This window comes from Glaciimonas sp. PAMC28666, from assembly GCF_016917355.1.
In the GTDB taxonomy this organism is placed as follows: Bacteria; Pseudomonadota; Gammaproteobacteria; order Burkholderiales; family Burkholderiaceae_D; genus Glaciimonas.
The window spans coordinates 4,676,441-4,694,805 of sequence record NZ_CP070304.1 but is presented as its reverse complement, the minus strand read 5'-3'; the positions used below and the strand labels follow the sequence as shown (position 1 = coordinate 4,694,805).

Annotated in this window: 15 protein-coding genes; 10 read left to right on the top strand and 5 right to left on the bottom strand. The window is 51.8% G+C overall.

Features of this window, described 5'->3' with window-relative positions; translation table 11 throughout:
• Nucleotides 1-96: 96 nt before the first annotated feature.
• Nucleotides 97-579, bottom strand: coding sequence for an Lrp/AsnC family transcriptional regulator (locus JQN73_RS20190; RefSeq protein WP_205320711.1), 483 nt, complete (start codon nt 577-579; stop codon nt 97-99).
• Between the two features lie 75 nt (nt 580-654).
• Here JQN73_RS20190 and ilvB point away from each other — a divergent pair, with 75 nt between their 5' ends.
• The 4 genes from ilvB to JQN73_RS20170 all read left to right on the top strand — a co-directional run bounded on the left by ilvB (nt 655) and on the right by JQN73_RS20170 (nt 6,793).
• The gene (ilvB, locus tag JQN73_RS20185; RefSeq protein ID WP_370551268.1) at nt 655-2,520 is read left to right on the top strand and encodes a biosynthetic-type acetolactate synthase large subunit; all 1,866 of its coding nucleotides are present in this window, start codon (nt 655-657) and stop codon (nt 2,518-2,520) included.
• Between the two features lie 272 nt (nt 2,521-2,792).
• Nucleotides 2,793-3,347: a YbhB/YbcL family Raf kinase inhibitor-like protein gene (locus JQN73_RS20180; protein ID WP_205320710.1), complete on the top strand. Its 555-nt coding sequence runs from the start codon at nt 2,793-2,795 to the stop codon at nt 3,345-3,347.
• Between the two features lie 267 nt (nt 3,348-3,614).
• Nucleotides 3,615-4,283 (top strand): Bro-N domain-containing protein, encoded by a 669-nt coding sequence (locus tag JQN73_RS20175; protein WP_205320709.1) that lies wholly within the window; start codon nt 3,615-3,617, stop codon nt 4,281-4,283.
• A 464-nt stretch (nt 4,284-4,747) separates the two neighbouring features.
• On the top strand, nt 4,748-6,793 hold the full coding sequence (locus JQN73_RS20170; protein ID WP_205320708.1) for a TonB-dependent receptor domain-containing protein: 2,046 nt from the start codon (nt 4,748-4,750) through the stop codon (nt 6,791-6,793).
• A gap of 533 nt (nt 6,794-7,326) precedes the next feature.
• Here JQN73_RS20170 and JQN73_RS20165 read toward each other — a convergent pair.
• Nucleotides 7,327-8,001, bottom strand: a complete 675-nt coding sequence (locus JQN73_RS20165) for a glutathione S-transferase family protein (protein WP_205320707.1) — start codon at nt 7,999-8,001, stop codon at nt 7,327-7,329.
• A 340-nt stretch (nt 8,002-8,341) separates the two neighbouring features.
• On the opposite strand from JQN73_RS20165, the gene JQN73_RS20160 reads away from it, so the two are divergent.
• Nucleotides 8,342-9,991 (top strand): acyl-CoA synthetase, encoded by a 1,650-nt coding sequence (locus tag JQN73_RS20160; RefSeq protein WP_205320706.1) that lies wholly within the window; start codon nt 8,342-8,344, stop codon nt 9,989-9,991.
• A gap of 98 nt (nt 9,992-10,089) precedes the next feature.
• Here JQN73_RS20160 and JQN73_RS20155 read toward each other — a convergent pair whose 3' ends face one another.
• Entirely contained in the window at nt 10,090-10,419 is a 330-nt protein-coding gene (locus JQN73_RS20155; RefSeq protein ID WP_205320705.1) for a hypothetical protein, read from the bottom strand.
• Nucleotides 10,420-10,976: 557 nt separating this feature from the next.
• Between JQN73_RS20155 and JQN73_RS20150 the strand changes: the two genes are divergently transcribed.
• Entirely contained in the window at nt 10,977-12,353 is a 1,377-nt protein-coding gene (locus tag JQN73_RS20150; RefSeq protein WP_205323486.1) for a gluconate:H+ symporter, read from the top strand.
• 83 nt (nt 12,354-12,436) lie between these two features.
• Here JQN73_RS20150 and JQN73_RS20145 read toward each other — a convergent pair whose 3' ends face one another.
• Nucleotides 12,437-13,312 carry an IclR family transcriptional regulator C-terminal domain-containing protein gene (locus JQN73_RS20145; RefSeq protein WP_205320704.1) on the bottom strand — a complete coding sequence of 292 codons (876 nt, stop codon included), beginning with the start codon at nt 13,310-13,312 and terminating at the stop codon, nt 12,437-12,439.
• Between the two features lie 182 nt (nt 13,313-13,494).
• Nucleotides 13,495-13,932, bottom strand: coding sequence for a helix-turn-helix domain-containing protein (locus tag JQN73_RS20140; protein ID WP_205320703.1), 438 nt, complete (start codon nt 13,930-13,932; stop codon nt 13,495-13,497).
• A gap of 142 nt (nt 13,933-14,074) precedes the next feature.
• On the opposite strand from JQN73_RS20140, the gene JQN73_RS20135 reads away from it, so the two are divergent.
• The 4 genes from JQN73_RS20135 to pcaF all read left to right on the top strand — a co-directional run bounded on the left by JQN73_RS20135 (nt 14,075) and on the right by pcaF (nt 18,067).
• Nucleotides 14,075-14,854 (top strand): SDR family oxidoreductase, encoded by a 780-nt coding sequence (locus JQN73_RS20135; RefSeq protein ID WP_205320702.1) that lies wholly within the window; start codon nt 14,075-14,077, stop codon nt 14,852-14,854.
• 487 nt (nt 14,855-15,341) lie between these two features.
• Nucleotides 15,342-16,040: a 3-oxoacid CoA-transferase subunit A gene (locus JQN73_RS20130; protein WP_205320701.1), complete on the top strand. Its 699-nt coding sequence runs from the start codon at nt 15,342-15,344 to the stop codon at nt 16,038-16,040.
• Nucleotides 16,041-16,157: 117 nt separating this feature from the next.
• Nucleotides 16,158-16,802, top strand: a complete 645-nt coding sequence (locus JQN73_RS20125) for a 3-oxoacid CoA-transferase subunit B (protein ID WP_205320700.1) — start codon at nt 16,158-16,160, stop codon at nt 16,800-16,802.
• A gap of 62 nt (nt 16,803-16,864) precedes the next feature.
• A complete protein-coding gene (pcaF, locus tag JQN73_RS20120; protein WP_205320699.1) occupies nt 16,865-18,067 on the top strand; it encodes a 3-oxoadipyl-CoA thiolase in 1,203 nt (400 codons plus the stop codon).
• The last annotated feature ends 298 nt before the right edge of the window (nt 18,068-18,365 follow it).

The window sequence follows — 18,365 nt, the reverse complement described above, 5'->3', positions numbered from 1 at the left end:
AACTTCAACGGGACACTTATGCCGCTGAAGACCGAGGCGTCTGGCGTTATCGCGAGACGCCTCATCTTCATGGAACGCTGATCGGTGGCTCATAGGTCAGGCAAACGGCGTATCCGATTTCTTCAATGTGCGTAATACAAAGCTCGACTTGCTATGTCGAATGCCCGGTATTTTGTACAGCTTTTCTCTTAATAACCGCTCGTAGTCCCGCGTGTCTTTCACCGCTATGCGAATGTAATAGTCATAGTCGCCCGAGACCAGATAGGCCTCTACCACCTCCGGTATCAACTCAAGAGTGCGGCCAAATTCATACAATGTTTCATCTGTGTGGCTCTCCAGATTGACCTGAACAATCACCGTATCTTGATAACCCAGCTGAGCGAGGTTGACCTTCACCGTATAGCCTTGAATCGCACCAGATGCTTCCAGGCGTTTGATGCGGTTCCAGCATGAGGTCGTCGACAAGCCGACTTCCTGCCCCATGTCTTGCAGGCTTGTGCGTGAATCCTGCAATAAAATCCGCAAAAGCGCCAAATCCTGAATATCGAACATTTTTCCGTAATTTTTCGAAATAGCCATTTTATTTTCCAAAGTGGTGCCAATTAAACTGAAAATATGAAGCCTTTTCAGTGGCAAGTAGAATATCATTTTAGTATGAAAACACACCAAAATGCACCCACTTACGACGCTTTGATGCTTGAATCCGCTTCTAAAGCCGCCTTTCAAATCGATCATCAAATTGATAATCACGTTTCCTTGACTGGTGCACAGGTTCTATTGCGTACTTTGATTGCGTGCGGGGTAGACACCGTTTTTGGTTATCCGGGCGGTGCGGTCTTGCCCCTTTATGATGCACTCCACACAGAGCCACGCCTTCGCCACATCCTTGTACGTCATGAGCAGGCCGCAGTGCATGCTGCGCAAGGCTACGCGCGTTCAACCGGACGTCTCGGGGTCGTCTTCGTCACCTCCGGACCGGGCATCGCTAATACAACCTCCGGTTTACTCGATGCCCTTAGTGATTCGATCCCGGTCCTTTGCATCAGTGGACAAGTTGCCACGACTGCGATCGGCACCAACGCATTTCAGGAATGCGATGCACTGGGTATCTCCCGCGCGGTCACCAAATGGAACGTTCAGGTGAGGGACGTCGCCGACATTCCAGATACGGTGCTGACCGCAGTAGAGCAGGCGACGACAGGACGACCAGGACCGGTTTTAATCGATATGCCGAAAGATATTCAGGGGCAGCTGTTTGTCGCCCGTGCCAAGTACGCTTTCTCTGCTGAATTACCCGCGCCCGCATTAGCATTGGCGTCCCTGCCAGACGACGCTGCAGTACAAGAAGCGGCACAGATGATCGCCGCCTCCCGCAAACCGATTATCTATGGCGGTGGAGGCTTGATCAATTCGGGCCGTGAGGCATGCAAACAGTTTGCTGCCCTAGTGCACACCAGTAATGCACCGTGTACGCTCACCCTGATGGGCCTGGGCGCTTTTCCGGCATCTGATTCACAATGGATTGGTATGCTGGGCATGCATGGCACTCTGGAAGCCAACCTTGCCATGCATGAGGCCGATCTGGTCGTCTGCGTCGGCGCACGTTTTGATGATCGGGTGACTGGTCGGTTAAAAGATTTTTGCCCTGAAGCCCGCATCGTTCACATCGATATCGACCCGACTTCGGTCGGCAAGGTGGTCAAAACAGATATTGGTTTAGTGGGAGACTGCGCCAGGGTACTGCTCGCCCTGAACGAACAACTGGCATTATTACCGGTGGATGCCACCCGCACGGCCGACTGGTGGTTAAAAATCGATCAATGGCGCAAAGAAGATTCGCTCGGCTATACGAACACGCGGGCCACAATCATGCCGCAGCACCTCATGAAAACACTGGCCGATAATCTTCACGGAACCGACGCAATTGTATCTACCGATGTCGGTCAACATCAAATGTGGGCCGCACAATATCTACAATTTGAAGAGCCGCATCGTTGGCTTACCTCCGGCGGAGCAGGCACCATGGGCTACGGTTTGCCTGCCGCAATTGGCGCTCAGATTGCCCATCCGGAGAAGTTGGTAGTGTGTGTCAGCGGCGATGCTTCGATTCTCATGAACATCCAGGAAATGGCAACGGCAGCCCAACATCGCTGTCCGGTCAAAGTCATTATTTCGAACAATAGCTGCATGGGGATGGTCCGGCAATGGCAAGAGCTCCACCACGGTGCGCGGTATAGCCACAGTTATAACGAGGCATTGCCAGATTTTGTTGCTTTAGCCAAAGCATTCGGATGGGGAGGTCGTCGCGTTACGCTAGCTTCCGAGCTTGATGAAGCCATCGACGCATGCCTGTCTTCACCCGGACCGTTCCTGCTAGATGTTGCGGTCGAACAGTTTGAAAACTGTTTTCCGATGATACCGGGCGGTAGTGGTCATCACCAGATCATGCTCGCGGAGAACCGTTGGTATGACAGCCGAACAGGGTTGGTCGTTGCACAGCCCCCGGACTTGTCGAAATAAATCGATTACTTCGTAAGAATACAGGTCGGCAACGGTTAGCTCCGTATTCGGCCTTTTTTTATAGGCGGAACTCTAAAGCGCCGTGCAGGTGCGCCTCAAACCAATTAAGTTCTTTGTGTAATGCAAAAACTGCGGTAACAACAGGCGTTGCCTGGCTTACAATAGTTTGGTGGCAGACATTCACTGCATCTTGCAGACATCTCTTTCTTTCAGTGGTCTTTCAGCGTCTTTCAGTCGTTTTATACACGTGTTCACAACCATTCGAGGCTCACATGACATCTTTCAAGATTTTTACTGCGGCGGGTTTAGGTGCGATTCTGTCATTGTGTATCGGTAGTGCGCATGCCGAAGGCATGCGCGTGACTTCCACCGCATTTTCCGACAACGGCGTTATGCCCGCGCTGTATGCAGGCGAGGGCGCAGGCTGCGGAGGAAAAGGTGTGTCGCCTCAGGTTGCCTGGTCAAATCTTCCAGCAGGTACTAAATCAGTCGCTATCTTGCTGTTCGATCCGGATGGAAATAAAGGCCTTAGCGTATCTCATTGGGTTGCCTATAATATTGCCAGTGAAGCGGGTCAATTAAAAGAGGGTGCCGGGCAGGTTGATAGCGCAGACGTCACCGTTGGCAAAAACATCTCTGGTGCGGCGGCCTATCGCGGAGCATGTCCGCCAGCAGGTGATGTTCCTCATCATTATGTGATGACCGTCATTGCATCCGACCTCGCACCAATGAGTCTGCCTAAAGGCTTGAATCGGGACGAACTGCTGGCAGCCTTGAAAGGCCATACGTTTGCCGGGCAAAGCGTGGTTGGAAGATATGGGCAATGATGCGTAGTCTTTGCCGACTATAACTAGTACGCGAGGTTATTTTGCGTACTAGTTTGTTTCGAGGAATGCATCCCTGTCGACTAATTTGAGTCTTTGATTGACGGAAATTATCACGGCGCTTACTCTTTGCCAGTGGTGCTGAACACACCTTAGGAGCCGGAATGCCACCCCGAAAGTTGTGGCATTGAGCAATTAAGGGAGAACGCCGCGTCCACCATTTACCAATCGTCAAATCTGCCGGTTATCCTCACCTACGGCACTAGCTCCGTGCGCACGATCAAAAAGAACGGACAATTCTGGTTCTTCGCGAGCGACATCAGTGGGATATTGCACATCACGAATCCGGGGCAGAGCTTGTTTCGGCTCGATGCAGACGAACTGGATAGCGTTATTTCCAATGATGCCACAGGTCATCCTCAAAAAAATAACCTCATCAACGCTTCAGGCCTGTACAGCTTAATCTTGCGCAGTCGCCACCATCGGGCCAAGGCATTCAAGCGATGGGTAACGCACGTAGCATTACCCATCATCCTGAACAACGGCCAATACGAAAATCATAGCAAAGGCCCTGAAACCATTGATGTCAATACACTTTTGCTTACAGGAATGGCCACTCCTGCTATCGCCAGACCGGCCGTGGTCGATGGTGCGATTGATCAGCGCGCCCGCCAACTTGCCGGTGAGGCCTACCACTTGATTCGCGAGCATCTTCAACGGCACGTTGCCTACCAATGTGAGGTCAGTCAGCCTAACCGCCGACTGGCGGTTCACAAAGCGCTCGACCTCATTGCCCGAGGAACATTAGGGGCCGCGCTGGCACACACCTATCGCACGGAGCTGAACATCTGCGAACGCTGGCTAACCTTGGCACAAGATGATATCAAGGAGTCGCTTACTCGGTTACAGGCGCAGAAAGCGCAGAACCCATCGAAGTAATCTTATCGGTTGAGGATGAGTGCCAGCGCGGCTAGAACTGCGAATGTCGGCGGCCCATCCAGGGACAACTGTGTCAGATGCCGGGAGCCAACACGCTCAACCACAAATCAATTTGATGAACACGGTCGACAAACGCCAGAAGGATATGCTTCTTTCACTTAATTAATAAAAACTTTATGCGGATATCGGCGATTCCATGGCAGAATCCGCAATTGCGAAAATGTTTCTTAAATATTCACAAAGTGATGTTTTCATCTTTTGACACTGATTGTTGTACATATGCTGGTGGCGCCGAAGCATCGACTGATCGATGGCTACGGTACTACCGACAGATGCTTCTCTAAAGAGTACGTAAAATGTTTTTGCATTTCTCTGCAGGTTCTGTACGTTCCAACTTAAAAAAACTACAGAGGACTTCGCCTTACGTGTTGGCTTCGCTTGGCGTACTCAGCACATTTTGCTCCTTGAGTATAGCTGCTGAAGACGCGTCACAGCCGCTTCAGGAAGTGGTGGTGTCAGCCAGTCGGACTGAACAACGGGTCATGGACACTGCTGCGTCAATTGATGTCGTGAATTCTCGACAGATTCACGACGGCACCGCTGAACAGAATATGTCGGAGCCGCTTGCGCGCGCACCCGGTATTTTTGCGCTGAATCGGCAAAATTATGCGCAAGATTTGTTGATTTCTTCAAGAGGTTTTGGCGCGAACTCCGCGTTCGGTGCGCGTGGCATCAAAATATTTGTGGATGGCATACCCGGGACGGCGGCTGATGGGCAAGGCCAGATTTCGCACATCGATCTGGCTTCCGCCGATCATATTGAAGTCATGCGCGGCCCCTTTTCTGTCTTGTATGGCAATTCCGCTGGCGGTGTAATCAGTGTCTTCACGGAGAATGGGAAGCCTGGTGCGGAAATAATGCCTTATTTTTCGTTAGGATCGTTCGGACAGCGCAAGTACGGCGTAAAAATCGACGGCGATGAAAAGGGGTTCAACTATCTCTTGGATGCGGGCGCGTTGCATACAGACGGATACCGCGATCACAGTACTACCGATAGGAATAATGAAAATGCGAAGTTGCATTTTAAACTGACGCCGGACACTGCCATTACCGTTGTCGCCAACAAGGTGCATCTGACTGCGCTTGATCCATTGGGATTGACTGCCGCCCAGTTACAGGCAAATCCAAGAGGGGCGGGCACGGGCGCAACAACGTTTAACACGCGCAAAAGTGTCGATCAGTCACAGCTTGGCGTAACCCTGGACCAGCGTATTAGCGCTACCGACTCACTTACCTTTACGCCGTATGGTGGTGAGCGCAAAACCGAGCAGTATCTCGCCTCAACGGTGAACGGCGTTGTGAATCTGAAGCGCGATTTTTTTGGTATGGATAGCAAATGGTTGCACACGGAAAATATCGGGGGCGTGCCGCTGAAAGTCGTTGCCGGAATCGATGGAAACGAAAACAGAGATCACCGCTTAACGTTCTCCAATATCGCAGGTCAGGAGAAAATTGCGCCGACTGATCAAGATTATTCGATGGAAGCGCGCAATCTGGACTTCTATTTGCAGGGGGAGATACGTCCTACCGACCGCCTGGCATTCACCGGTGGATTACGCCAATCGCAAATTACGCTGAGCGCGAATAGCAACAATAGTCTAGCCTCATTAGGCTCGCATACCTATCAAGCGGTGACGGGGATGGCATCGGCACAATATTACGTGCAGGAAGATGCGAACGTGTACGTGTCTTTCGGTTCCGGCTTTGATACACCGACGCTCAATCAGATCATCTATAGCCCCGGCTATGTCAATTTCGGCGGCACGAATACCGGCAATATTGGCATCAACGCCGCCAAAACAAGACAGATCGAAATAGGATTTAAGAGCGAAATTTCCAAGAGCGGGCAGGTAAAAGTGGCTCTGTTTCACGCTGACACCACCGATGACATCGTGATTGCGGCAAGCAACGGCGGAAAATCATCGTATATGAACGCGCCCAAAACACGGCGTGATGGGCTGGAACTCAGTACGGAATTCCAACTGCCGTATCACTTGCAAGCTAACGTAGCCTACACGCTGCTGGACGCCAAGGTGGCACAGGGTTACACCGAAAACATTACGAATACCGCTAATAATGCGACGACTTCCTACAACGTGGCGAGCGGCAACCGCATTCCTGGCGTGCCGAAACAAGGATTATTCGCCGAGTTGGTCTGGCGTAAATCTGACAATTCGCTTGAGCTAGCGGTGGAGGGGAGAGCAGCAGGCAGCATGGCCGCTAACGACCTGAACAAAGCCTACGCCGGCGGCTACAGCCTGATGAACCTGCGCGCGGTTTTCCGGCAGACGATTGGAAAATGGGCCATCTCCGAATTTGCGCGGGTTGATAATGTGTTTGATCACTCCTACGTAGGATCTGTGATCGTTAATCAGGCCAGCAGCCAGTTTTATGAAAGCGCACCGGGACGCAATTGGTTAGCGGGCTTGAATGCGAGTTATCGGTTTTGAGTTTTTTAGGGTCTCGAAATCGTTATTAATGAATTAACCCTGCTGGCGTGTTAAGAACTCGAAATCAGACGAAGACCATGCAATATCTGCAATCTATGATCGAGCGATCCGCAAACCGAGCAGGTTGTGAACTTACCGTTACTTTCGATGGAAACGCAGCAAAAACAGCTGGTATGCGGCTTGTGAGTTGACAAGAGACAATCATGGATTTTGATTTTACAGCGCTGGATAGTTGCTCTCAGCGGCGCAAACTTTCAAGCGCTCACAAATTTTTCGAACCGGTTTGGTTCTTTTGCGATAATGTTAAAGGGTACATTCTGGAAGAAATAGAGGAACTCTGCCGGGCTACCGTACCAAGCGCTTGGATTCTCATTTTTATTTCCTTTAGACAATATAGTGGGCCAAGCTAAACGCTCGATCAAGTGATTTTTAAGAAGTCACAACTTCGCATAATTAGTATTATGTTAAATAATAGAAGTCAATTTCCTCAAAACTCACCCCGAGGTGCGGATTCGATAATTTATTTACCTAATTCATCCTGGCGGACGAAAATCCGGTGCCGGCACGGTCGCAATTTCCTGCGACAGCGCCGCCCGTTCTTGAGAGTCCATTGCGCGCCGGAAGCCGTCGCGCCCACGCAGACGCTGCCAGTAAGCTAATACGGCAGGCGTGAACCGACCAGACAGACCAAGATGCTCCGCAAGGAGCAACGCATATCCGACGGAAACATCCGCGGCGGTGAAGCGGTTGGCCGCCAGATAATCGTTACGGGAAAGAATCAGATCGAGGCTGCGCAGGCGTGATAAAAACCATTTGGTATAGTCCTCGGCGACGTGAAGTGCTTGACGTTCGCCTGTCTCAAAATGGGTGTAGCGAAGTATCAGGGTCTGAGGAAAGGTTAACGTTGCTTCGCCAAAATGCAGATAGTTCAGATAAGCCCCGTAGCCAGCCTCTTGCGGCGCCACATCCATTGACGTGCCCGGCACCTGTGACGCCAGATAGTGGCAGATCGCCGCTGATTCGGTCATTTTTACCGCGCCGTCCAGCAGTGTCGGCACTGTACCAAGCGGATTCACATCCAGATAGCGCCTGAACGTCACGCGAGGCGGAAATGGCAGCATCCGTAATTCGTACGGCAGACCTAGTTCTTCGAGCATCCATAACGGGCGGAAAGAACGGGCGCTCATGCAATGGTAAAGAATTATCATAGTAGACAAAATCCAATGCTGTTGACATGCGGCTAGTATGGCCGAAGTAATGTGTAAATGTTGCGGGTTTTTCATCGTTTCGATGGACCTACCGGCCTGATGCAGCCAAAACCACTCTCCCCTCAATCGCAACGATAAATTCGCTAATGCGTCCCCTCTCCTTTTAGCGGGTTTTTATAAAAACCCGCCCTAGATGTTTTATGGGCCAAATCGCGCATATGATGAGGACATTCGATTCTCTGCAATTGAGGACCGGGCTACTGCAAAACGTATCGTTTAACAGTACATAAGAAATGACCAAAAAAGACAACTAACGAAGCGCCTGAATAAGGAGACCCGCATGCTCAAAAAGAAGCAGACTTACGCCGAAGTACAGACCCAGTTTACCTGGGAAGTACCAGAACGATTTAACATCGCAGTCGCAGCGTGTGATCGATGGGCCGATGGTTCTGGACGACCCGCGATCATCGTCGAGGATCGCGCTGGTGATGTCACCACGTACAGCTATGATCAGCTGAAAGCTCTTTCAAATCAGCTGGCCAATCATTGGCGTTCGCAGGGAGTCACCCAAGGCGATCGAATCGGCATCTTTGCCCCGCAATGTGTGGAGATCGTTATCGCGCATATGGCAGCTTACAAACTTGGTGCCATTGCACTTCCTCTATTTTATCTTTTTGGCCCCGACGCCCTGCACTTTCGGCTGAGCGATAGTGGCGCCACGATTCTGGTTACCGACATCGCGGGTGCCAAAAAAATGAAAGATATTCGTCCCGAATTGCCTCTCTTACGATCAGTGTATTGCATCGACTCTGACAGTGCCGCCGATGCGAATCCTGCGGACGATACAGAAGGTTATCTGCCGTTCTGGGAAAGCTTTCATAATGAATCGACTTTGTTCACGCCAGTGGATACATTTGCGGAAGATCCGGCTGTCATCATTTACACCTCAGGTACGACCGGCAAGCCCAAGGGAGCGCTGCATGCACATCGGGTGTTACTTGGGCATCTACCTGGCGTAGAAATATCGCATGATTTTTTTCCGCAAGAAGATGATCTCATGTGGACGCCCGCAGACTGGGCGTGGATCGGCGGCTTGCTCGATGTACTTATGCCCTCGCTTTACCACGGCGTTCCGGTGTTGGCGCGACGCTTTGAAAAGTTCGACCCGGCCGCCGTATTCGTCCTGATCGCAAAACATAAGGTTCGTAATATCTTTTTCCCGCCGACCGCACTCAAGATGTTGCGATCAGAAACCAATCCGCGCAAGCAGTGGCAATTTTCCTTACGGACAGTCGCCAGCGGAGGCGAGTCTCTGGGTGACGAGCTCATCACGTGGGGACAAGCAGCGTTAGGTGTCACCATTAATGAATTTTACGGACAAACGGAGTGCAATATGGTGGTCTCCGGATGTGCGGGTCTCTTCCCGCGAAAGTCCGGCACCATTGGATTTGCTGTCCCCGGACATGAGGTGGCGATTGTTAGCGACGACGGCGTTCCAGTCAGTGCGGGCGTTACGGGAAATATCGCCATTAAGTCGCCCAACCCGGTCATGTTTTTGGGGTATTGGAACAATCCGGACGCGACTGCAGAAAAATTTGCTGGTGGGTATCTGTTAACCGGGGATTTAGGCGAAATTGATTTTGACGGATACATCCGCTATGTTGGTCGGGATGATGACGTGATCACTAGCTCGGGCTATCGGATTGGTCCTGGTCCCATTGAAGAATGTCTACTGAGTCACCCGTCGGTAAAAATGGCGGCGGTGATCGGTAAAAAGGATCCGTCTCGTACCGAGATCGTGAAAGCATTCATCGTCCTGGCGGATGGATTTGCGCCCTCCGCGCAATTGATCACAGAGATTCAGGACCACGTACGCTTACGCTTGGCCGCACACGAATACCCACGCGAGATTAGTTTCATGGAGATGCTACCAGCCACGGTCACCGGAAAAATCATGCGACGAAGCCTGCGCGAGCTGGAGAACGGCTAAAAAATCGTATCATTCTGCGGTCGCAATCAAGACCCGCAGTCATGCATTCGCCGGTATAGTTTCGACCGGCGAATGATTTATGACGTCAGCATGTGACGTTATTCGGCACTCTTCCCAGTACCACACGCCAGATTGTCAATTCGCGCCTCGGCAGCTTCTGCCAGCATCTTCGATGACGTTGCCACTAATCGCAGCAAGCGATCTGTGTCTTCAACATTGAGCATGGGCGTGGTCTCGCTATCTCTGTCCATGGTGCTGAAATGCGCGATCTCAACGCAGGTCTGCAGACCACGGCAGATATCCTTGGTGAGAGCATAAAATTCCGCAACCTCTTCGTTTTTATGCGTGGAAGGGACCCAGGAAAATGCTTGATGGAGTGAGTCCGGTGCGGTTGAAGATTCGGTTGGCGTCATGCGTGGGTTACTCATGATTGTGCTCCCCGGCCGGTGAGAGCGGTGCAGGACTTAACGATAGTAAAACGACGTGAGATAGATAAGATGGTGCTGAACATTATTAATTCCTTTTTTGCGGTGATACCGCGCCCCGCTGCTAAGTAGGGTGGGCGGCAAATAGCGGGGTTAGCAGACTGGAGCAAAAGAAGAAAACCCAGCAAGCCCGAAGGCTTCCCCACCACCGCCGCCCTTTGAGGGCGAACGAAGGCAGACACACGTAAAGATACGGCGTGAAGCCGTTTGTGCGCTCGATTGCGGTCAGGCTGCTAAACCCGTTCCCTTTTCAGGGACGAAAGAAGTATAGATCATTGCGGCAACTTCTGGAAAGCGTTTAACGATTATCCGCGCCTGGTCGCCATGGTGCGAAGCATTGAGGGCCACTTTTAGGGCATTACTCCTAAAACTTCTTATCCGAAAAGGTACAAACCATAGGCCAATCGCGCTGGATAACCCATTTGTGATCAAGGACGTCGGTCAGCCAAGGGAAAATAGTATATCGTAGCGCCTAATTTTAAAAATATCACCCGAAGGAGATACCGTTGGATCTGTCAAACGCCTTGTGGATCGCCCACGATACCCGTCTTATTGTTTGTTGTGCGGTGGCGATTGGGGCCATTATTTTCCTTATCAGCGCGACCAAGTTGCCGCCTTTTCTGTCGATTCTTGTCGGTACTTTTATCGCGGGCATTGGGGCGGGATTACCTCCTGAATTAGTTGCTAAAGCTTTTAGTAAAGGTGCCGGTGGCATTTTGGGCGAAGCCGGCATTATCATTGCGCTCGGCGCTATGCTGGGTGCGCTCATGGCCGTGTCCGGTGCGGCTGACAGAATCGCAACCACACTGCTGAGCAAGGCCAACGGGCGCTCTCTTCCATGGGTAATGGCGTTGGTGGCGATGGTCATTGGTCTGCCGCTGTTCTTCGAAGTCGGTCTGGTAATGATGGTGCCGATCATTTTCGTGATTGCGCGCCGCTCTGGTCAACCGTTGTTGAAGATTGCGATTCCCGCACTGGCTGGGATGACGACGCTGCATGCGTTGATGCCACCGCATCCGGGGCCGCTGATCGCTGTCAGCGCTTTGCATGCTGATCTCGGGCTAACGATGTTGCTGGGTTTTATCATTGCCGTGCCCGCCGTCATTCTGGCGGGTCCTGTATACGGAATCTGGTTGTCGCGTCGCATGCCGATTGAACTGCCTGCCACGATGGGTGCCGTTTATAGCGCTAAAGAAACTAAGAACCAGCAGCCGAGTTTCGCGCTGTCGTTACTCATTATTTTATTGCCGGTGATTCTGATGTTAGGCAGCACATTGGCGAAAGTAGCGATGCCAAAAGAAAGTCAGCTGGCTTTGATGTTGAAATTCCTTGGTGAACCATTAGTGGCGCTGGGACTTGCGGTATTGGCGGCGGTGATCTTTTTGGGCTGGGGCAGCGGCTTGCCACGTGAGCGCGTCGGTGATTTATTGCGCAAAAGCCTGGCCCCGATTGCCGTGCTGCTATTGACCATCGGCGCCGGTGGCGGTCTGAAACAGACGTTACTGGATGCGGGCATGAGCACGACAATCAGTAAGGCGGCGGAGATGGCCCATCTGCCATATATTTTGCTGGCATGGTTAATCGCTGTGGCGCTGCGTCAGGCGACTGGCTCCGCCACCGTGGCGACTACCACCACGGCAGGTATTCTGGCACCGCTGGCGATGGGTATGACGGCGACGGAAGGTTCGTTGATCGCGCTGTCAATCGGTGCCGGTTCAGTGTTTTTCTGTCACGTGAATGATGCTGGGTTCTGGATGGTGAAAGAATTCTTCGGATTGCAGCTGAAACAAACTCTGTGGGTCTGGTCGGTATTGCAGACCATTGTCTCGGTGGTCGGACTGGCTGGCACATTGATACTTTGGCAGCTCTTGCATTAAGTTTTGCTACAAGATGCCGGGCCAGTCGCTATTTAACCGAATTGGTCCGACATCACTGCCGTACCTTATTCACCGTACTCAGCTTACGGTTGTGCCCGCACCAATATGTTAATTTTGGCCGCAGCCGCCAATAACGCGGGTAAGCAGGTTTCCAATAACTGCGTTGGACTCGGATTATTTGCTTGTCCACTGATGTTGATTGCTGCAACTACCCGGCCGTTTCGATCCACAATTGGGGCCGCCATTGATACCAATCCTGGTTCCAGTTCCTCTCTTACCAGACTCCATCCCTGCACTCTGACCTGAACGATTGCGGCCTCCAATTGGGCCGGATCGACGATGGTGTGTGGCGTGTGCCGGGTGCGTGCCATCTCGTTGAGGCGGGCGCGCAATGTGGCTGGCGGCGAACCAGCCAGTAAAACGCGGCCCATGGAAGTACAGTAAGCGGGTAAACGACTACCAACGCCGAGGTTGATCGACATAATTTTATGCGCAGGCACGCGCAGAATATAGACAATTTCATCGCCGTCCAGCACCGCTGCGGAACAAGATTGCCGCAAACTTTCTACCAGGTCTTCCATCACCGGCTGCGCCTGGGTCCATACCGGCAAAGACGACAAATAAGCAAACCCAAGTTCCAATACCTTCGGCGTCAAACGAAACAAGCGCCCTTCTGTTGCGACATAGCCCAGATGTAATAAGGTCAGCAAAATACGACGGGCTCCGGCCCGCGTCAAAGCGGCACGTTCTGCTACTTCCGTGAGCGTTTGCGCTGGCGCATCGGCACCAAAACTGCGCAACACAGCGAGGCCCCGTGCGAACGACTGCACATAACTATCGCCGGGTTTTGGTTGGTCAGACGTGAGCGACGTGGATAGTAACGGGGATTCAGCCGGCACCGTATCGGCCGGATCAACGACGGAGGTAACTGAATCAACCAAGGTGACAGGAACTGACATGGTAGGTGCTCTTTCTAATCTTCTGTGTTCTGTGTTCTGACAAACAAACTTTGGCTTACGGCGCTGCTTCTCGTTTGAGTGCCCTATTGAGGGCCGCCCGATGGACACCGAAAAGTTTGACTCTTGCAATGTCACGTCTTTTACGCGTGCGGGACTGTGCCCTCCGTTCGTTCGGCCGTTAATCAGCCGCTCTTGGCCTTGCCGTCAAACTCGCTGCGCGCCTTCTCGACCTGGTTGAGGTTTTCGGCGACCCATACCCATACTCCGCAGAAAGCCGCGCCAAGGCTGAGGCCTAGAGGCGTTAATTTATATTCGACTTTTGGCGGCACGACGGGATGCACGGTCCTCTTAATCAAGCCATCGCGTTCCATGTGGCGCAAAGTCTGCGTAAGCATTTTTTGGCTGATACCTTCGACAAATTCGCTTAAGCGAGTGAATCGCAGTTCGCCTTTTTCCGTTAATACCTCAAGAATCAGCATCGTCCATTTGTCAGCCACTTTTCCGATTAAATCCTTTACTAAGCTTTCAATCCTGGGATCGAGATCGTCGGGTGGCGTTTGCGCGGCATAAAATTTTGCCGCTGCAACTTGCGCCTCGGTGAACTGCGAAATTTTTGCCATTCTTAACTCTCTTTATCAAACTCTCTTTTTACACTCTCTTTTAGGGAGGTATGAAACTTTTTCGTGCCTACTTTCTTTTAGAGAGTGTATAGCGCAATAATAGGCAGAGCAAGTACGATTAATAAAAGGTAAGGAGAACTATATGGAGTTGGCGAATAAAACGATCCTGATAACAGGAGGTACGAGCGGTATCGGACTTGAATTGGCGAAGCAACTTCACCGACGAGGCAATACCGTAATCGTCACTGGCCGTGATCAAGAGAAGCTGGATGAAACTAAGCAGCTACTTCCTGGCGTGCATACCATTAAGAGCGATGTGAGCGATCCCGCCGCTATCGCTATATTGTTTGAGATGGTGCTCACCCAGTTTCCAGCACTCGACACGCTCATCAACAACGCTGGAATAATGCGCAACCTAAACCTTAATCTACACCGCGATCTGAACGATGTCACACGCGAGATCGAGATCAACTTGAGCGGGCCGGTGCGGATGATTCAGCAGTTCTTGCCCCATCTCAAAACGCGTAATGGCGCGCTGATTGTCAACGTCTCGTCTGGGCTCGCTTTCATCCCTATGTCAATATCGCCAGTCTATTGCGCCACCAAGGCCGCTATTCATTCATACACCCAATCTTTGCGCGCGCAGCTCAAAGGGACCAACGTTACTGTGATTGAGCTGGCCCCTCCCGGAGTCGAAACGCCGTTGTTCCGGGGAGAATTTGCGGAGGAAATGAAGGGCCAAAAGGGAATGGACGTGAAGGTGCTTGTCGATCGTGCGATCGCCGGGATAGAAGCGGGCAAGCTGGAAATTCGGCCCGGCCTTGCTAACGTACTGAAGATGATGAGCCGCCTTGCTCCTCAATTCATGTTTAACCAGTTAGCGAAGATGACGAAGCCAAAAAACGATCTGGCTTCCAATTAAACGGTCGGTAGCAATCCCTCTGCCCGATATCATGGCGCCTGATGAAGACGCGTCATCACATCAACTTATTGCAGGTGGGTTTGGCTATCTTGGCGAAATCACCTGACATTTCCTCTACAGGTGGTCACGTTCGGCCAGCTATCGCGCTCAATTAGTCACGATCCATTGTTTAATTCCCATCACGACTTACGGCATCACAATCGTTCTTATACTCGATGACCATGTCTACTCTTAGCCGCCGTTTCTCGCATCGCCGGCCTGGCAATCCGTACGGACGCGTGCGGTTGCAAGATATGGGCTGCGTTTCTACACGGTTGTGCATTCCGCCGTCCGTCTTCATTAACAACAAAACAACCAAAACGCATGCGAACAAACGTTGACAACCACGCGCCCGATGTCTATTCTAGCTTAATAAGTTCTAAGGACGAATATTTGTTCACTATAAGAACTTTAAACGATATTTCAACCCAACGTTCATAAAAAAACCATGATTAACAAAATTATTCCTTCAGTTAGAGAAGCGCTGGCAACTATTCATGATGGTGCAACGATCATGATCGGCGGCTTTGGTGGGGCTGGACAACCTGCCGAATTGATCGATGGCCTGATTGCGCACGGCGCAAAAGATTTGGTCATCGTTAACAACAATGCTGGTAACGGTGAAACCGGATTGGCCGCCCTTCTCAAGGCAGGCCAGGTGCGCAAAATCATTTGCTCCTTCCCGCGTCAGGCTGACTCGCATATATTCGACGCCTTATATCGTTCCGGCAAACTGGAGCTGGAACTGGTTCCACAAGGCAATCTCGCTGAACGCATCCGTGCCGCCGGTGCTGGAATCGGTGCGTTCTTTACCCCTACCGGTTTTGGAACCTTGCTGGCGGAAGGCAAGGAAACCCGGGAAATCGATGGTCGCATGTATGTGCTGGAAAGTCCGATTCATGCCGATTTCGCTTTGATCAAGGCAGAGTTTGGGGACCGTTGGGGCAACCTGACGTATCGCAAAACAGCGCGTAACTTTGGCCCGATAATGGCGAGCGCAGCGAAGGTGACAATTGCATCGGTTCATGAAATCGTCGCGTTAGGCAGTCTTGATCCAGAAGCGGTTATTACGCCCGGACTATATGTGCAGCGGGTCGTTGAGGTTCCACGTACTGCGACCGGACCGGCCGGCTTTAAAGCCGCTTAACTTCGCCAGCATCAGTTTAGGCACATCATCGCCGGATGCATCCGGTCGGATAACCAGCGGCGAAAAATGGACGATACCAGTTTCAGCCAGCCGCATACCAGAATAAGCGAGAATAAAATGAGCAAATGGACCAGAGAACAAATGGCGCAGCGCGTGGCGCAGGATATCCCGGACGGCGCGGTAGTTAACCTTGGCATCGGATTGCCGACGTTGGTGGCGAATCATTTACCGAGCGACCGGGAAGTTATTTTACACAGCGAAAATGGTGTCATCGGCATGGGCCCTGCGCCTGTTGCGGGCGAAGAAGATTACGATCTCATCAATGCGGGCAAGCAGCCTGTGACATTGTTGGACGGTGGTTGTTATTTCCACCATGCCGATAGTTTTGCGATGATGCGTGGCGGGCACCTGGATGTGTGCGTATTGGGTGCGTTTCAGGTTTCGGTCAGTGGTGATCTGGCAAACTGGCATACTGGCGCACCGGATGCCATACCGGCAGTCGGCGGCGCGATGGATCTGGCAATCGGTGCCAAGAAAACCTTTGTGATGATGGAACATCTGACCAAATCGGGCGAAAGCAAACTGGTGCAAGCTTGCACGTATCCGCTAACCGGAGTGGCGTGCGTGAGTCGCATCTATACCGATTTAGCGGTCATCGATCTTGACCAAGAAGGTGCTAAAGTGATCGAAATAGTCGAAGGAATGACGTTCGACGACCTGCAAAAATTGACTTCAGTGACACTGATCAATCAGGCGCGCTAAGCGAGCGCAACGAACATCTTTCGAATAATAATATTCTAACCATTTAGTCCACGGAGATAGTCATGTCCCACGCTTTCATTTGCGATGCGCAACGCACGCCCTTTGGCCGTTACGGCGGCGCTTTATCGGGCGTTCGCGCCGATGATCTCGGCGCGATCCCAATCCGCGCTTTGATCGCCCGCAATCCACAGGTCGACTGGCAAGCCATTACGGATGTCATTTACGGCTGCGCCAATCAGGCTGGCGAAGACAATCGCAACGTTGCGCGTATGTCAGCACTGCTGGCAGGTCTGCCAATTGACGTGCCCGGTGGAACGGTTAACCGTTTGTGCGGATCAGGTTTGGATGCTATTGGCACTGCAGCACGGGCCATTAAGAGCGGTGAAGCGGGGCTGATGATTGCTGGCGGCGTTGAAAGTATGAGCCGTGCACCGTTCGTGATGGGCAAGGCTGAGAGCGCATTTTCACGCGCTGCAAAGATTGAAGATACGACCATCGGCTGGCGCTTTATCAACGCGCTGATGAAGGCCCGGTACGGCGTCGATTCCATGCCGGAAACCGCTGAAAATGTGGCCACCGAGTACGGCATCAATCGAGCGGATCAGGACAAAATGGCGCTCGCCAGCCAGATGAAGGCTATTGCTGCGCAAACAGCAGGTGTTTTTGATAGTGAAATCACGGCGGTGACCCTCACGCCGAAGAAAGGCGAGCCCATTATTATTAGCAAGGATGAACATCCTCGTGCTACCTCAATGGAAGCGCTGGCCAAGCTCAAACCCATCGTTAAAGCGGATGGCACGGTGACCGCGGGAAATGCCTCAGGCGTGAACGACGGTGCTTGTGCACTGCTGTTGGCAGATGAAAGCACCGCATCGAAATATGGTTTAACGCCAAAGGTTCGCATCGTCGGCATGGCGACCGCAGGCGTGGCACCACGGGTGATGGGTATCGGACCATTTCCTGCGACCTTAAAAGTATTGGCCCTGACCGGTTTACGGCTTGATCAGTTCGATGTCATCGAACTAAATGAAGCGTTTGCCGCGCAAGGATTGGCCGTGCTCAGACAATTGGGTTTGCAAGACGATGACCCCCGTGTGAATCCCAACGGCGGTGCTATCGCTTTAGGGCATCCGTTAGGTGCCTCCGGCGCACGTTTAGTGATGACCGCAGCGAATCAATTGCAACGCACGGGCGGACGATATGCTTTGTGTACTATGTGTATTGGCGTTGGGCAGGGAATTGCGATTGTGCTGGAACGGGTGTAATCCGATTGCAGATGTATTTTTGATTATTCTGATGAAATCTCTACACCGCGCATCGGAACGTCAAAATACGCGTTAAAAAAGTGCGAAACTAAGCCTAAATTTTCATTCAAATCATCAGTGAAGGAAATAGCTTGATTTCGCACGTTTTCGTTGGTGTGGCAGATTTTCCGTCGGCGTACCATTTCTATTCCGACATTATGCAGGTTCTTGGATTGACTTTAAAATTCAACGAACCTGAAAAATCGTGGGCCGGTTGGGTTGCGCCGGACATGCCTAGACCGCTATTCGTCATCGGCAA

What these genes read in the sequence shown, in the direction of transcription:
- JQN73_RS20155 (WP_205320705.1), bottom strand. Translation starts at nt 10,419, where the DNA reads ATGAGTAACCCACGCATGACGCCAACCGAATCTTCAACCGCACCGGAC.
- pcaF (WP_205320699.1), top strand. Translation starts at nt 16,865, where the DNA reads ATGTCCCACGCTTTCATTTGCGATGCGCAACGCACGCCCTTTGGCCGT.
- JQN73_RS20160 (WP_205320706.1), top strand. Translation starts at nt 8,342, where the DNA reads ATGCTCAAAAAGAAGCAGACTTACGCCGAAGTACAGACCCAGTTTACC.
- JQN73_RS20180 (WP_205320710.1), top strand. Translation starts at nt 2,793, where the DNA reads ATGACATCTTTCAAGATTTTTACTGCGGCGGGTTTAGGTGCGATTCTG.
- JQN73_RS20190 (WP_205320711.1), bottom strand. Translation starts at nt 579, where the DNA reads ATGGCTATTTCGAAAAATTACGGAAAAATGTTCGATATTCAGGATTTG.
- JQN73_RS20165 (WP_205320707.1), bottom strand. Translation starts at nt 8,001, where the DNA reads ATGATAATTCTTTACCATTGCATGAGCGCCCGTTCTTTCCGCCCGTTA.
- JQN73_RS20130 (WP_205320701.1), top strand. Translation starts at nt 15,342, where the DNA reads ATGATTAACAAAATTATTCCTTCAGTTAGAGAAGCGCTGGCAACTATT.
- JQN73_RS20145 (WP_205320704.1), bottom strand. Translation starts at nt 13,312, where the DNA reads ATGTCAGTTCCTGTCACCTTGGTTGATTCAGTTACCTCCGTCGTTGAT.
- JQN73_RS20125 (WP_205320700.1), top strand. Translation starts at nt 16,158, where the DNA reads ATGAGCAAATGGACCAGAGAACAAATGGCGCAGCGCGTGGCGCAGGAT.
- JQN73_RS20135 (WP_205320702.1), top strand. Translation starts at nt 14,075, where the DNA reads ATGGAGTTGGCGAATAAAACGATCCTGATAACAGGAGGTACGAGCGGT.
- ilvB (WP_370551268.1), top strand. Translation starts at nt 655, where the DNA reads ATGAAAACACACCAAAATGCACCCACTTACGACGCTTTGATGCTTGAA.
- JQN73_RS20140 (WP_205320703.1), bottom strand. Translation starts at nt 13,932, where the DNA reads ATGGCAAAAATTTCGCAGTTCACCGAGGCGCAAGTTGCAGCGGCAAAA.